Raw genomic sequence first — 14,831 nt, forward strand, 5'->3', positions numbered from 1 at the left:
TCAGCCTAACCTCGGCAGCCAGTAGATGAGCAGGTAAATCGGGATCCAGGTGAGGACCACGAAGTCCCAATAGAAGACATTGTCGCCGACATCGCCAAAGCGACGGCCGCTATAGCCGTGGTGCGTGAACATTAGCACCGTCAGGACTATCGTGTCGCCGACATCGGTGATCAGATGGGTAGTGTGGAGACCAAGCAGCACCCAGAGCATCGAGCCGTAGGCGTTCGTATCCCAGTAGATATTCAGGGCGGGAAACTCGAACCAGCGCACGACGAGAGGTGCGAGGCCGAGCAGCGACATCACCACCATTCCGATCCGCACCGGCCCGATGGCGCATTGCTTGGCATAGCGGTTGAGCATGTGGTTTGGCACCAGGCTGACGACGAGAAGCAGCGTCACGATCGTTCCCGGCCAATGATTGGGATGCGGAGCGCTCAGGCGCCAGTTGGGCCACAAGGTTGCGAGATAGAGGTATGCGCCGGCGGCCAGCGCGAAGCCCATGCCTTCCAGCGCCATGAAGCCAAGCGTGCCCCACCAGGTCGGGCTGCGCGGGCCATGCCCAAAGGTCGGGAGGCCGGCAAGATCCATGGCGGGACGCTGGTTCATTCCTCGTCCTCCGGATCGCCCTTGGGCCAGAACCAGCCGACCAAGGTGACGGCGATCGGCGCGGCGCCCCAGACGATCGCCCAAGGCGTGAAGATCGAATAGAGGAAGGTGGCCCCGACCGCGATCGCCGCCAGCAGCGGCCAGATCGACGGCGTCGCCGATTTTTCGCGGATGTCGGGATGGGCTTCCGCCACGGTAGAGACAAGCAATTCGCGAACGTCGACGCGAAGCCCGGTCGCGACGGGAAGCGCCCCGCGTTCGGCCCAGAGGGGCTCGACATTCGTCACGACCGGAATGCGCGCGAAATTGTAGCTGGGCGGCGGCGAGGAGGTCGCCCATTCAAGCGTGCCCGCGTCCCAGGGATTGTCGCCCGCGGGCGCGCCCCTTAGCGCGCCATGGACCAAGTTGAAGGCGAACAGCACGAAGCTCAGGAAGAAGAGCACCGCGCCGGCGCTGATGAAGAGATTGATGTTTCCCCAGCCGAGCTCGGCCGGATAGGTATAGACCCTGCGCGGCATGCCCCACAGGCCGACGATGTGCATGGGGAAGAACGCCGCGTTGAAGCCGATCATCGCCAGCCAGAAATGCCAGCGTCCGAGGCGCTCGCTCATCATGCGGCCGGTGATCTTGGGGAACCAGAAATAGGCGGCTCCGAGCAGCGGGAAAACCGAACCGCCGATCAGCACATAGTGGAAGTGAGCGACGACGAAATACGTGTCGTGCACCTGCAGGTCGAGCGGCACGGAGGCGAGCATGACGCCGGTGAGGCCGCCGATGACGAAGGTGAAGAAGAAGCCGAAGACGAACAGCAGCGGCGTGCGGATCACCGGCCTGCCGTCCCACAGAGTGGCCAGCCAGCAGAAGATCTGAACGCCGTTGGGGATGGCGATCAGCATGCTGGACGCAGTGAAGAAGCTCGCCCCAAGCTTCGGCAGTCCCGTCGCGAACATGTGGTGGACCCAGAGCCCGAACGACAGGAAGCCGACCGCGATCAATGACAGGACCAGCCCGAGATGGCCGAAGGCCGGGCGGCGGGCGAAAGCGGGGATGATCGCCGAGACCATACCCGTCGCCGGCAGGAAGATGATGTAAACTTCGGGATGGCCGAAGAACCAGAAGAGATGTTGGAACAGCAGCGCGTCGCCGCCTTCGGCCGGGTTGAAGATATGCGTGCCGACGAGCCGGTCTAAAATCAGGAAGGTCGAGGTGATCATCACGGCCGGCATGGCGAAAATGACGACGAAGGACGTGACCAGCAGCGCCCAGACAAAGAGCGGGATCTTGTCCAATGACATACCCGGCGCGCGTTGCTTGAACACGGTGACGACAGTCGCAACCGCGACCGCCAGTGAGGACACTTCGGTATAGGTGATCATCTGCGCCCACACGTCGGCGCGCTTGCCTGGACCGTATTCCGGTCCGGACAGCGGCACATAGGCGAACCAGCCGACATCCGGCGCCATCGCGAGGGCGAAGGACACCCAGGCGAAGAGGCCGCCTGAGACATAGACCCAATAGCTGAAGGCGTTGAGGCGGGGAAACGCGATATTGCGGGTGCCGACCATCAACGGGACCAGATAGATGCCGGTCGCCTGTACGATGGGCACGGCGAACAGGAACATCATGGTGACGCCGTGCATCGTGAACAGCTGATTGTAGAGATCCGGACCGACGAGCCCGCGCTGCGGGCCCGAGAGCTGGATGCGCATGACGACGGCGTTGAGCCCGCCCAGACACAGAAACAGGAAGGCGGTGATCAGATAACGCCGTGCGATAACCTTGTGATCGACGCTCGACAGCGCGCCGATGATGCCGGGAGGCGTGCGCCACGTCCGCGCCAGCCAGCGATGCAGGCTTGCATCGTCAATGCCGGTGTCGCGCGGCCCGTCGCGCTCGGGTGCGATATCGCCTTTGGCGGATGCTTCGCGCTCCGACGGCAGATCGCGTTCGCTGGTGAGATCCGCGCTGCTCATTTCAGTCCCTCGAGATAGGCGACGATGGCATTGAGTTCGTCGCCGCTCAGATCGACCACCGGCATATGCGATCCGGGCTTCACGCCCTGTGGATCGGCGATCCAGGCGGCGAGGTTACCCCGGCTCATCGTCAATGTTCCGGCCGCCAGTGTCTGCCGGCTGGCAATATGGGTGAGATCGGGCGCGACCGTTCCGCCGGCAGGCGTGCCGCCGATCTTGTGACACATCACGCAGGGGCGTTTCAGGAAGAGGTTCTCGCCGGCCTTGGCTTCGTCGCTCGTTGGAGCGGCGGCAGGCTGCAACTGGTCGTTCCACCAGGCGTCGAATTTTGCGCGCGGCTCGGCGATGATGAAGGTGCCCATATTCGCGTGCTGCGCGCCGCAGAACTCGGCGCATTGGCCACGGTAGATTCCGGGCTTGTCGGCTTTGATGTCGAGCACATTCATACGGCCGGGAATGAGGTCGAGCTTGCCGGACAGGCTTGGAACCCAGAAGGAGTGGATAACGTCGGTCGAGGTGAGAAGGAGCCGCACAGGTTCGCCTGCGGGAATATGAATTTCGTTCGCCGTGGTCAGGATGCGGCTCGGCGTGGCATCTTCGTAGCGCACCTCCCACCACCATTGATGACCGGTGACGCGAATGGTCAGCGCGGTATCCGAGCCGATCGCCGCAAGCGTCCTGTTGGCGAAGAAACTCAGCAGTGTGAGCCCGACCAGGATCACGGCGGTCAGCCCTACGGCAGTCATCACCACGCGCAGCTTGCGATTTTCGGCGCCGGCGTCGATCACAAGCGGCTCGGCATGCAGCCGCGGGCGCATCGTCAGTGGCACGGCAAGGGCGATCATCACCAGCACCCACACCACCGCGCACAGCCCGGTGAAGAACCAGATCAGCCATGCGAGCTCGCTCGCCGCCGGGCCTTTGGGGTCGAGCGCCGATTGCCAGCCTGCGCATCCCTGAAGAAACAGGGTGATTGCCGTTGCGAACGCAATCCATGCGAGGCGTTTCACGGCGACTTCCCCAGCGTGGCGGCATCCGGCATGCGGTTTTCGGATGGATGCACCATCATGTCGTCATTGCGCGACGGTGCGGCGGAGGAGGGCGCATTGCCGCTCAAGGAGCGAACGAAGGCCGCAAGCTCCCAGATCTGGTCGTCCGGGATCTTGTCCCGGAAGCTCGGCATGCCGTTCGGACGGCCGTCGCGGATCGTGGCATGGATGCTTTCCATCGATTTGCCATAGATCCACTTCTCGTCCATCAGAGCCGGGCCCATGCCGCCGCCGCCATTGGCATGGCATCCCGAACAGTTGAACCAGCCGAACAGGCGCTTGCCTTCGCTCAGGTGAAAGGCATTGGCCTCGAAGCTCGCCGCTTTGTTGTCCGTGGGGTATGGCCGCTGTCCGCCGGGTTCCAGCGTTGTGACCGGCGTCGGCTGTTCGCCGGAGCCGAGCGCCGATTGCGGCCGCGTGTCCCGCTCTTCGCGCTGGCAGGCAGCAAGGGTCAGCGAGGCGAACAGGAGCAGCGCGACGACCGGCCTCATCGCACCGGACTCCCGGAGGCATCCAGGCGCGGCACTCCGTATTGAGCCAGCAAAGCGTCTATCTCGGCCTTGTGTCTGGCCAAGGCGCTGTTCACATCGCCACGGAGCGCATCGTCGTCACGCCGAAGCCCCATGGAGATGTCGTAAATCATGGGCAGTTGCGGGCCGTCTATGCGCGGCGTGACCGGCGTGATCCTGAGCGGCACCTTCTGCTTCTGGGCGAAATAGCCGGCAAGCGGCCCCCAGACCACTGCGAGATCGATCTCGCCGCTCGCCACCGCATCGACGATGCGCGCCGGAGGATTGGGAGCGGCGTAGTCGCCATAGACGGGGTAGCCGATGAGATGCCCGACGATGCCGCGGCGGCCAAGCGCCCGGACAGGAGGCGAGTTGGCACCGTCGTCGCCGATGAGCTGAACGCCGATACGCAGGCCTAGCAATCGCGGATCGTTGAAGGAGGTCACGTCCGGGGCGTCCTGGCGCGTCAGGAAGACATAGGACGACCGGTAGTAGGGCGTGGTGGTGCGCAGCATTTCGAGATTGGCCGGCGTGCCGGGCACGAGATCGCAAAGCCCCGCCTTCAGCGTGTTGCGCACAAAGCCGCGGCGCTGCGCCCACCATGTGTAAGTGAGCTTGGCGCCGAGATCGGCAGCAATGATTTGCGCGATCCTGTTCTCGAAACCCTGACCGGCCGCGTTGGAAAAGGGTAAGTTGTTCGGGTCGGCGCAGACCCTGAGCTCACGAGGGCCAGCCGTGGCCGGCAGGATCAGAAAGGCGAGCGCGGCGATGCCGAGAACCATGCGCGTGAGCAGCTTCTCGGACACGCCGTGGATCAAGCCGAATGCATCAGGGCAGACGGAACACATAAAGCGTGCCTCCCGCCGTGGTCGCGTTCTTCAGGTCTTTCATCACATTGACGAAACCGAGCGCGGCGGTGGCATCGCGCGGGTCGAGGTCGCCCGACACGATGGCGCCGGCCCAGCCGCCGATGCCGGATAAGATGGCCACATATTGGTGGCCGTCCGGGCCGCGATAGGTGATGGGTTGGCCTATGATGCCGGACGAGGTCTTGAACTGCCAAAGCAGGTCGCCGGTCTTGGCGCTCACCGCTTTGAACCAGCCTTCCATCGTTCCATAGAAGACGACGTCGCCGGCGGTCACGACCGCACCGCTCCACACCGGGAAATTCTCCTTGAGGCTCCAGGCGGGTTTTTCGGCAGCGATATCCCAGGCCGTGAAGGCGCCGCGATTGCCGCCCGGCCCCGGGATCATGCGGACGTTCATTCCGACATAGGGCGTGCCGGCGATGTAGTTCACCTCGACGCCCTCTTCGTCCATGCACAGATTGTTGTGCGGGATGTAAAGCAGGCCGGTCTTCGGCGAAAAGGCGGAAGGCTGCCAGTCCTTGAGGCCCGAGGCGGTCGGGCAGATGTCGCGGACAACCTTGCCGGTACCCGTCAGCTTGTCCGGGTTTTCTATCAGGCGGCCGGTCTTGAGGTCGACGCCCTTGCTGGAATTGACGGGGCCATAAGGTTTTGCGGACAGGACTTCGCCGGTCGTCCGGTCGAGGACGTAAAGATAGCCGTTGCGTTCCGGGCGGACGAGCACCTTGCGCGGCTTGCCCTGCCATTTCATGTCGAGCAGGACCTGCTCGTTGATACCGTCATAATCGTGCAGGTCGTGCGGGGTCCACTGGTAGAACCATTTCGCCGCCCCGGTATCGGGATCGCGGGCAAAGATGCCTGACGTCCATTTGTTGTCGCCGGGCCGCAGGTCCGGATTCCAGGGGCCGGGATTGCCGGTGCCGTGGAAGATCAGGTTGAGATCCGGATCGTAGGAAATCCAGCCCCACACGTTACCGCCGCCGATCTTCCAGGCTTCCGGCGGCCACGTCGTGACGCCGAGGTCCTTGCCCTTGTCCATGTCGTAATGCGGCTTGAAGTCGGGTCCGATCAGCACCTCCTTGTCGGGGCCGGTGTTGTAAGCCGTCCAGACGACATGACCGTCGCCGGCGTCGAGCGCCTTGACCCAGCCGCGCACGCCCATCTCGCCGCCGGAATTGCCGACCAGCACTTTGCCTTTGACCACCAGCGGCGCCATGGTGATGGTCTCGCCGATATTGATGTTGGCGATATGGGCGTTCCAGATCGGCTGACCGCTGTTCGCGTCGAGCGCAATGGTGTGTCCGTCGAGCGTGTTGAAGAAGATGCGCCCGTCCGCGAAGGCCGCGCCACGGGTGACCACATCGCAGCAGGCAACCCCTTGCGCGGCCGGCTCGGGGTTGGGCTCGTATTTCCATTTCATCGGCGCGCCGGGCTTCGAGAGGTCGAGCGCGTAGACGACGTTCGGAAACGGCGTCACGATATACATCGTGTTGCCGACGACCAGCGGCGCCGCTTCCTGACCCTTGTTCACCCCGGTCGAGAAGGTGAAGGCGACCTGCAGGTTCTTGACATTGCCCTCATTGATTTCGGCGAGGTCGCTAAAGCGGGTCGACGCATAGTTCTTGGCCGGCATCGCCCATTGCCCGTCATCGGGCGGGGCGGCCGCGGCAGGCGGAGAGATCGCGGGCGTCGACGGAGCTTCCGAAGCGGCTGTCAGCAGGGGCGCGCAGACCAGCAATGTGGCAGTAAGAACGCCAAGATGTTTTCGAAATGCCGCCGGGCGGTCCGTACATGCCGGGTCACCGCAGAACGCTGCAAGTTGCGTTGCTTGCTTCATTTCGGCGTCGATCCTCCGACGCCGGAGCCGATTTCCGCCGCAATGTCGGCCTCGTGCCCGGCGCAAAGCGGATGACCCCAGCCGGAGGCGCTTTTTCCGCCGGGATCGAGATCGTAGATGATGGCATCCTTGCGGTTGGGATTGACGCCTGCCGGAACCTTGTCGAAGCCGAGGGCAGCGCGCACGCGCCAGGCGACATTGTGGTCGGCGCAGGAGGAATCGCCGCTGACACCGAGGCCACCGACAATTGCCTTGCCGTCGTACAGAGCCAGGCCTCCGCCGAACACGACGAGGCCGCCGATCGGCTTGCCGATAAGCGGGTCACTGGCGCTGCCAAACGTCTTCGGGTCGCCGGCGTAAGCCGCTGCCTCGTTGACGGGGTTGGTGGTCTGCAGGGCGAACAGCGGTCCGCCCGGCTGAACCCCGGCATAGAGATTGGCTGTCGAAAGCGCCATGTTCGCCAGGCTAAGCCCGTTGGCTGTGCTCGCTTTCTCGGCCGCAATCAGCCGGCTGCCCGGCCACTGCGCATCAACCGTGGGTCCACTGAAGGCAACCGCACAGACGGTGCCGTCCCGAGCTACGATCGCTGCCCATTCATTGGTCTCGAAGCCGCCATTCGCCGGGCCGCCGCTCGCCTTGACATTGGCCTTCAAGGCCGAGAGCAGCTTGTCGTGATCGGCCGGACAGGGCGCCTGGGCCCGAGCAGTGCCTTGCTGCATCGAGCCAATCGCCAGGACAAGCAGGCTCAGAGCTAGTGATAAAAATCGACGATGAGCCATGACCCGAAAACGTTTGTTGATCTTACCGAACTGGCAATCGGCCGCTTTGTTCCTCGAACATGGGGAAGGTTTGCGCACTGACGAGGTTGGCTGGCCGAGGCAGCTGGATCGGGAGAGGAATCGGACAGAGCCGAACCCGCAGCAGACCGCTTCCTCCGATCGGGCTGTTTGATACGCACGCCCGTTTGTAACTGTCGCCGGTTTGCGATCTTGCCGGCTCCGGGGCCGAGATGAGCAATCGGCGGCTTCGAGAGCTTGCGCTATCCGCTTCGCTGCGACTGCGATGCAGCGGGGGCTAGGATTTCTGAACACAAGACCGATCTGGCCGTTACAGGAGATGCTCGTCGATATCCTGCAATTCCTCGTCGGAACCCTCGTGGTCTGGTTCACGCTTCGCGACGTCTTTGACACCGTCGTTGTGCCCGGCGAGAGCCGGGCGTCCCTGCGTCTTGCAAGCCGGATGGTGTTCGCCGGCTTGTTCGGGCTGCGGCATACGCACAGGCCCGGCGCCGCCATTCCGGCGGCCTTCGCGCCTTTCGTGCTGGTAGTGTCCTTCACCGGCTGGATGCTGCTTCTCATTTTCGGTTTCGGGCTGATGGTGGATGCGTTGAGCGGTTGGTACCGGCCCGCGGTCCCGACTTTCTCCCAGGCGGTATTCGTCGCAGGAAGCAGCCTGGTGACGGTCGGCCTTAGCGAAACGGACGCGACCGGTCCTGCCCGTTGGGTCAACATCGCGGCGGGATTCTGCGGCCTGTCGGTCATGACGATGGCCGTCACTTACCTGCTTCAGGTGCAGACCAGCATCGGCAAGCGCGACTCCGGCATCCTCAAGATAACCACCGCTTCAGGCGATCCGCCGTCCGCGATCGCGCTGCTGGAACGCTATGCTTCACTCGGTTGCAAGGATGAGCTGGAACAGGTGCTCGTAAAGGGCAGGGACTGGTGCGCCGAGGTGCTGCAGAGCCATGCATCGCACCCGTCCCTGATTTATTTTCGATCCCTGGAAACCGGTGCGGGGTGGCCTGCCACGCTCGCCGCGTTGTTGGACCTTGCTGCCGTTCTCGAAGCGATCGATGAGCCCAAGCTGCGCGGCAAGGCTATCCTGCTGCTTGAGGAAGGCACTCACCTTGCTGACGAACTGAGCAAACTGCTGCGGCTCGACATCGACCGCCCGGAAACCGATAGAGAGGTGCTGCAGCAGGTTCTGGAACGTGCGGCAAGGGCAGGCTACGGAACTCCAAAACCGCATGGCCTGGAGCGATTGACGTCGCTCTGGGAACGCTATGCTCCGACAGTCGAGGCATTGTCGCGTCATCTGGGCAGTCCGCCTGCGCCCCTTTTGCCGAACGACCGCAGTTTATTACGCAAAGAACTGGCGCAGCTTTCTTGACCTGTGTTCACATTTCGCTGTTGCCGATTATCCCGGCTTCGCCCTCGGCGAGATTGGTGACGTGCGGAGCCTTCGAAGCGTGCAATCGGACGACAGGCTTGCCGGAGCTGTCCTGTCCGAAGAACGTGACGCCGGCGGCCTGCAAAACCTGGAGCATCGCGAGTAGTTTTTCCGCCGACGGCACCCGGCCCCCGCGCTCAAATTCGCGAATGCTCGCTTCGCTCAAATCACATTTTGCCCCAAGCCGCACCCGGGGCCAGTTCAACAAGGCTCGGGCAGCCATTACCTGCTCTGGCGTTAGAGGAGCCACCAAACATCTCCACTGGTTCTTGATCGTGTCTCGAACTGAAAGTTCAAGAACATGTTCCATTGCCGGCAAAAACGGGCGTCAAATATCCTCGGACCGCTGTCATTTGGAACAACGATGATCGAGCATCGTTTCGGTGGCGATGAAACAGCTCCTTTCAGATTTCGCGGCAATGGCGCAGCCGGGTTATTGGATTGCCCTCGGGCTTCTCGTCATCCCTTATGGAGTGGGCGTGTTTTTCCTTGTGAGGGTTTGCCACTGTATGTGAGCGCGTGCGCGGTGCGATCATGAGCCCGGGCCCGTCGACGTTGTTCGGCGGGCTTTCTCTTTGCAACGTGGAACAAGCTGCAGTTTGCCATGTTGAGAAGGTCTGCGACTGTCCCCCTCAAGCGGTCGCAGAATGGTGGAAACACCGGCCCGCGTCCTCGCCGAGGGGCGCGGGTTTCCTTTTCAGGCACGCCGGAACCAACCGGCACGGTTGGCGGTTCCTCTCCCTCAAAACCGGAGAACGAGTGCATGCTTAGATTTCTGATCACCCTCGGCGCGGTGTATGCTGCCTTCGACTTGGCAAGGATGTCGGACGCAGTGAGGGTCGGATGTTGTCCAGCGCCCCGGTGGACTACGAACGGCGGCCGTCAGCACGGAGCCGGGAAGAACTTGGCCTTTAGTCAAAATTGAATCGGCATCTGGTCGGGAATTTATGGTTGGAGCAAGGCGCCGCCATATTGTGCCCACAGCCGGTCGCAATCCCATTTTCTCAGACTCGGCTTCCCTTGCACTCCGTAGAGGACCATCGCACCGCGAACATCGTAGCCCAGCACTGACGCGTTAGCGACAAATTGGATAGCATGCCCCAAGCTGAGGGTGCTGAACCTGGCTTCGGTTTTGGTGGTGAGATCAATGACACCAAAGATTTCCGCATCTCTCCTCCTGCCGGCCAAAACAGCCGACGAGATCGCATCGTCCAAGGCAAGGAGCATAGCAGAGTCCCCGTAAGCGTTTCCTAACTTTGGCGCGTGGAATTGGTTCCGCGTCCGGCACAGAATATCGTTTTAGGGAATGAATTGACGAGCCCCGAGGCCGAAGATTGGGACCGGACAAGGCGCCACCGTTGATGTTGCGGAACGAATGGCGGTCTCAGGGTTGCGCTAAAGAATCCCGCTTCGGAGTTCTTTGGCGTCAATGGACTGCTTTCTTTTTGGCCGGCGCCTTAGGTTGCCCCGACTTGCCCTTTGAGGCAGCGTCTTTCGAGTGGGCCGACATCGCCGGAGCGGCACCGGTCTTCTTGGCAGCTGACGATTTGGCAGACGCTTTTTTCGGAGCGTCACTCTTCGGCGCAGCTTTTCTTTCACGCGCCTTTTTCGGTTCTTTCTTTGACGAGAAAATGCCGGTGATGCTCTCAATGATGGACATTGGCTGGCCCTCTGTTGAAACTGACCAACAATTCCGGCCGCCCAGGAATTGTTCCATTGTTGATTCAGTTGCGCCTAATGGAACCGAAGCCACTCGGTGGGTTTTGGTGGATTGGCAACCAGCGATAGCGCGGGCTTCCGCGGACCTGATCCCGATAGATCAGATCCACTGCATACCCTTCGGTTTCGGCTTGGCGGATTCTTGGCAATTTGTTACGCAGATTAAGGTCGCTTCGATCTTGAAGCACTTCGCGAATTATCTAAGTATTTGAAATCATTGACTTATTAGGAAAATTGCTGGCGGAGAGAGCGACAGCCATATTGCTGTCTCTTGTCGTCTCAATCAATGAAAATTATAGGCAATATCAGTGCTTTAATCTAAAATGGCTGTCTCGCGCCGTTGCAATCCGCATCATCCAATGTCATTGTTTTTGGCGGGTAAGATGATGGGATGGAGAAATGCCGAGGATCGCGAAGGAACTTTCAGCACTGGCCGTCAAGAACTTGAAACACCCCGGATCGATCAAACCGGGCAACGCTGTGTTTGCCGTTGGCGGTGTTGCCGGGCTCATGCTCCAAATCACGCCGGGCGGCGGGCGATCATGGCTATTGCGCACAACAAACATCAATGGCCGGCGGTGCGAAATGGGTCTTGGCGGACACGACGTTTCGTTGGGCGAAGCTCGCGAGCGGGCGAGGGCAATCAAGGGTGAAATCCGCAATGGCGTCGATCCGCTACAACAGAAGCGCGACCGCCGCAAAGCCGCGATTGAGGCCGCAAAGCGCCACCTCACATTCCGCGATGCCGTTGACAAATTCCTTGCCGACACTCTGGCCGAATTCAGAAGCGAAAAGCATCGGAAGCAATGGCAATCCACGCTGGACACGTATGCAATGCCCGTCATCGGCAATCTTGCCGTTTCCGAAGTCACCAAACATCACATGGTTGAAATCCTTAAGCCGATCTGGACGACCAAGACGGAGACGGCCACGCGTTTGCGGCAACGTTGCGAACGCGTGCTTGATTGGGCAAAGGCACACGGACACCGCGAGGGCGACAATCCGGCAGAGTGGAAGGGCAATCTCAACGCCATGCTGTCCAAGCCAAGCAAGGTTGCGACAGTCGATAATCAGCCCGCCGTTCAGCTGAAAGACGCGCCTACCTGGTTCGCAGCATTGCGCAAACGCGAAGGCACCGGTGCACGGGCGTTGGAATTCGCGACATTGACCGCTGCACGATCTGGCGAAGTGCGCGGCATGGAATGGCCGGAAATCGATTGGAACGCCAAATTGTGGACAGTGCCGGCGTCGCGAATGAAAATGAAGCGCCCACACGTTGTGGCGCTATCCGACGCGGCAATGACAATCCTAACTGCGATGAAAGAGGCCGCGACTGCCGACATAGAATATGTGTTTCCGGCGATCCGTGGCGGCATGCTGTCCGACATGACGTTGAGCGCCACCATGAGGCGGATGCATGAAAGCGAGATCGAGGCGGGCCGCACGGGCTGGCTCGACAAGAACTCGAAGCGTCCAGCCGTGCCCCATGGGCTGCGGTCAACGTTTTCTGATTGGGCAGGGGAGTTGTCCGACTATCCCCGAGACATGCGGGAATTTGCGCTCGCCCACGCCATCAGCAGCGATGTTGAGGCCGCATATCGCCGCGAAACCATGATTGAGAAGCGCCGCGCCATGATGAGCGATTGGGCTGCATTTTTGCAGGGCGGGAAAACACCAAGCTCTATGACGTGAGCTTCGGCAACGCCGTCCGCAAAGCCGTATTCGGCGACGCAGCCGAATTGGTTGATTTGCTGCACTCGGATCGGCAACTAGGCCAAGGCGAACGTGCGCTGTTAGGCGATCTAGTTGAAGAACTCGCATTACGTCCCACGGTCAAGAACGTGATCCTACGTACTTTCGAAACGCCGTGACAAGCGCACACCGGTACCACCGCCAAAAAAGTTGCCTCGCTTGAGCAACCCATTTTGATGGGCGCGAGGCCGACTGTCGTTTCCGGTTTGCCGTCTTCGCTCGCTCAGGCGGCGACCGCGCGTCTCGATCAACCAGCTTCCCGCGGCAGGACCCTCATCAGAACTTGTCGCCTTGGTCTTGCGGACGCCACGAAACGGGATTGGTGATCCAGCGACTGATGTCGGATTCATGCCAGCCTGAACCGTGGACACTGATTTGGATCTGGCGCGGGAAGGTGCCTTCGGCGATCTTGCGATAGATTGTAGATCGGGACAGACCGGTCCGGGAAAGGACGGTTTTCAGGCGAATGATACGGTCTGGTTCGGGCATGGTCGTGCTGCCTCCTGCCGGCTGTTTCTGGCTGCTCTTGATCCAGAAAGGACGGACAGTTATGGGCGCGCAAGAGGGTTTTGCGCGTCGTCGTAGCCCGACGTAGAGACGGCGGTTAATCGGACGGGTCTACTGTCCGATGCCCCGGCGTCTTCCGATGTCGATGCCGTGATTGAAGGCGAGTTCCAGGCCGAGATGACGACCTGATTCGAAGGCGATGCCGAGGTGCCCCTTACGGTTGGCGAGGATGGATTCAAGCTGCGGATCGCGTTCGACGTTTTTGGCCATGTCGCCCCTCGCCGATCGCGTGGCCTTGTAACCGGGCATGTCGCCGCCCGATACTGATGCTGGCTGGATCCGATCGAGTTCGTGCCAGCGTTCCACGAAGCGGTCGGCACGGCGGCTCGGACCGGTGCGGATTTCGGTTTCAAGCTGGAGAGCACGGATGACGCGGTTGATCCGTCCGGCAGCGGCCTCGCCGACACGCTCCGAGTCTTGACGTAAGCCGCCTCAGCATCGCGCCAGCCATGGGGCCGCACCTCGTCGAAGACTTTCGGGCGTCGGCCAGTTCGCGCGACAGCATCGGGGCTGGCCTCTTTGCCGGCACCGTCGTCGTTGAATATCGCGTCCACGGCGCGGGCATGACGCACGAGCGCATCGGTTCGGGCTCTCCGCAACGCCGCTTGCCCGTCCTCGGCGGTCTCTCTCGCTGCCGCGGCGGATTCGAGGCGCACTTCCTCTCTTTCCGGCCTGCGCGTGGCGTCAAAGTTGGGAGCGCCATCTGCCGGAGGGCGCCGGCCATCGAACATATTGCGTAGCCGTTCAGCCACGACCTTGCGCACGATGTCGGCAACACGCTCGCGGAACGTGATTCCCCGCCGCTAGGCATGGCGCTGCGCCGAACCGGCGCGCTCATAATCTGACGCATGTCCTTGGCCCGGTCGCGCGACCGGTGCGGGTGAGCCGGTCCCGATCGGTGAAATCGTCGCGGTCATAGTGCAGGTCCGTGCCGTCACGGTGCCGCGACAGGGCGACGTAGCTGCCATGGGCGTCCATGCCCGGCGTCGCCAGCACATGGGTGCGGTCCACGTTCATGCCCTGCGCCTTGTGGATGGTCGCGGCATAGCCGTGATCGATGCGGTCATAATCCTTTAGGTCGAACGAGACGCTACGCTCGTGATCGGTGCGCACGGTCATGAATTGCGCGCTGACCTGCTCGATCGTCCCGAGCATGCCGTTTTTGACGTCAAGGCCGCGCTCGTTGCGTAGGAACATAACGCGGTCCCCGCTGGCGAAGTTGCGCTCGCCGCGCTCGACCGTCAGACGCACGTCGTCACCCAGATCGCCGGCTTCACGTAACCGACCGCGAGCCGCCTCGTCGAGGGCGCGAACCTCGGAAATGGAGGTGGGCGCGGCCACCGGCGCTGCCTGCAATCCTTGCGCGTGAGCCGATGCTATTGTTCGACTTTCGCAGACCGGGTGGCTATATCGGCTAAGATAGCACGGAGAAGCGTTCCAATTTCCTGTTCAGCGAGCCCCGGTGCAATTCCTAATTGGGACAGTTGGACGAGAATTGTCTTCACGGTGCTGCGCCAGAAGGCATTGGCGTCCTCCCCGTTCTTGGATTCCAGAACCCGGGCGATACCTTCGACCAATTTCCGCCGACGATGCAGCGGAAACGCGCTTATGCTTGAGTCACCCATTGATCAGCTCACGCCTCCAGTTTCGGGATTAAGCATTGGAGGGTTAAAAAATTTCGTTAACGGCGCCTTTTTTCGGACAGAGGCCAACAGTGGAATAAG

General features: G+C 61.6%; 15 protein-coding genes and 1 pseudogene. 3 read left to right on the plus strand and 13 right to left on the minus strand.

Annotated features, from left to right (window positions below):
• Genes CK230_RS29060 through CK230_RS29090 form a run of 7 tightly spaced genes read right to left on the minus strand, consistent with a single transcriptional unit; the run spans position 1 to position 7,559 of the window.
• Positions 1–606, minus strand: coding sequence for a cytochrome c oxidase subunit 3 (locus tag CK230_RS29060; RefSeq protein WP_095820240.1), 606 nt, complete (start codon positions 604–606; stop codon positions 1–3).
• A complete protein-coding gene (gene ctaD, locus CK230_RS29065) occupies positions 603–2,579 on the minus strand; it encodes a cytochrome c oxidase subunit I (RefSeq protein WP_095820241.1) in 1,977 nt (658 codons plus the stop codon). Before ctaD ends, CK230_RS29060 begins: the two co-directional genes overlap by 4 nt.
• Positions 2,576–3,589 carry a cytochrome c oxidase subunit II gene (gene coxB / locus CK230_RS29070; RefSeq protein ID WP_176480266.1) on the minus strand — a complete coding sequence of 338 codons (1,014 nt, stop codon included), beginning with the start codon at positions 3,587–3,589 and terminating at the stop codon, positions 2,576–2,578. The genes ctaD and coxB overlap by 4 nt, the downstream gene beginning before the upstream one ends.
• Entirely contained in the window at positions 3,586–4,119 is a 534-nt protein-coding gene (locus tag CK230_RS29075) for a c-type cytochrome (RefSeq protein WP_095820242.1), read from the minus strand. The genes coxB and CK230_RS29075 overlap by 4 nt, the downstream gene beginning before the upstream one ends.
• A complete protein-coding gene (locus CK230_RS29080; protein WP_245430089.1) occupies positions 4,116–4,919 on the minus strand; it encodes a substrate-binding domain-containing protein in 804 nt (267 codons plus the stop codon). Before CK230_RS29080 ends, CK230_RS29075 begins: the two co-directional genes overlap by 4 nt.
• A 46-nt stretch (positions 4,920–4,965) precedes the next feature.
• The gene (locus tag CK230_RS29085) at positions 4,966–6,840 is read right to left on the minus strand and encodes a methanol/ethanol family PQQ-dependent dehydrogenase (RefSeq protein WP_095820244.1); all 1,875 of its coding nucleotides are present in this window, start codon (positions 6,838–6,840) and stop codon (positions 4,966–4,968) included.
• Positions 6,837–7,559, minus strand: coding sequence for a heme-binding protein (locus tag CK230_RS29090; RefSeq protein WP_095820245.1), 723 nt, complete (start codon positions 7,557–7,559; stop codon positions 6,837–6,839). Before CK230_RS29090 ends, CK230_RS29085 begins: the two co-directional genes overlap by 4 nt.
• Before the next feature lie 397 nt (positions 7,560–7,956).
• Here CK230_RS29090 and CK230_RS29095 point away from each other — a divergent pair, with 397 nt between their 5' ends.
• Positions 7,957–9,009, plus strand: a complete 1,053-nt coding sequence (locus CK230_RS29095) for a hypothetical protein (RefSeq protein WP_095820246.1) — start codon at positions 7,957–7,959, stop codon at positions 9,007–9,009.
• Between the two features lie 7 nt (positions 9,010–9,016).
• Here CK230_RS29095 and CK230_RS29100 read toward each other — a convergent pair whose 3' ends face one another.
• The 3 genes from CK230_RS29100 to CK230_RS32860 form a co-directional block, all read right to left on the minus strand.
• Positions 9,017–9,292, minus strand: coding sequence for a helix-turn-helix transcriptional regulator (locus tag CK230_RS29100; protein ID WP_245430088.1), 276 nt, complete (start codon positions 9,290–9,292; stop codon positions 9,017–9,019).
• 722 nt (positions 9,293–10,014) lie between these two features.
• Positions 10,015–10,296, minus strand: coding sequence for a hypothetical protein (locus tag CK230_RS29105; RefSeq protein WP_095820248.1), 282 nt, complete (start codon positions 10,294–10,296; stop codon positions 10,015–10,017).
• A gap of 199 nt (positions 10,297–10,495) precedes the next feature.
• Entirely contained in the window at positions 10,496–10,729 is a 234-nt protein-coding gene (locus CK230_RS32860; RefSeq protein WP_141246135.1) for a hypothetical protein, read from the minus strand.
• Positions 10,730–11,187: 458 nt separating this feature from the next.
• Between CK230_RS32860 and CK230_RS29115 the strand changes: the two genes are divergently transcribed.
• Both CK230_RS29115 and CK230_RS29120 read left to right on the plus strand, forming a co-directional pair.
• Positions 11,188–12,480: a tyrosine-type recombinase/integrase gene (locus CK230_RS29115; protein WP_095795875.1), complete on the plus strand. Its 1,293-nt coding sequence runs from the start codon at positions 11,188–11,190 to the stop codon at positions 12,478–12,480.
• Positions 12,477–12,659 carry a hypothetical protein gene (locus tag CK230_RS29120; RefSeq protein WP_095783484.1) on the plus strand — a complete coding sequence of 61 codons (183 nt, stop codon included), beginning with the start codon at positions 12,477–12,479 and terminating at the stop codon, positions 12,657–12,659. Before CK230_RS29115 ends, CK230_RS29120 begins: the two co-directional genes overlap by 4 nt.
• Positions 12,660–12,816: 157 nt before the next feature.
• On the opposite strand, the gene CK230_RS29125 is transcribed toward CK230_RS29120, so the two are convergent.
• The 3 genes and pseudogenes from CK230_RS29125 to CK230_RS33840 all read right to left on the minus strand — a co-directional run bounded on the left by CK230_RS29125 (position 12,817) and on the right by CK230_RS33840 (position 14,732).
• Positions 12,817–13,029 carry an AlpA family transcriptional regulator gene (locus tag CK230_RS29125; protein ID WP_082953618.1) on the minus strand — a complete coding sequence of 71 codons (213 nt, stop codon included), beginning with the start codon at positions 13,027–13,029 and terminating at the stop codon, positions 12,817–12,819.
• 129 nt (positions 13,030–13,158) lie between these two features.
• Positions 13,159–14,424: pseudogene (locus tag CK230_RS29130) on the minus strand (Ti-type conjugative transfer relaxase TraA); the annotation flags it as partial.
• Positions 14,425–14,483: 59 nt separating this feature from the next.
• Positions 14,484–14,732: a DUF6074 family protein gene (locus CK230_RS33840; RefSeq protein WP_067003870.1), complete on the minus strand. Its 249-nt coding sequence runs from the start codon at positions 14,730–14,732 to the stop codon at positions 14,484–14,486.
• Positions 14,733–14,831: the final 99 nt, after the last annotated feature.

Origin of the sequence: Mesorhizobium sp. WSM3859, from assembly GCF_002295065.1 — a bacterium.
Classification (GTDB): Bacteria; Pseudomonadota; Alphaproteobacteria; order Rhizobiales; family Rhizobiaceae; genus Mesorhizobium.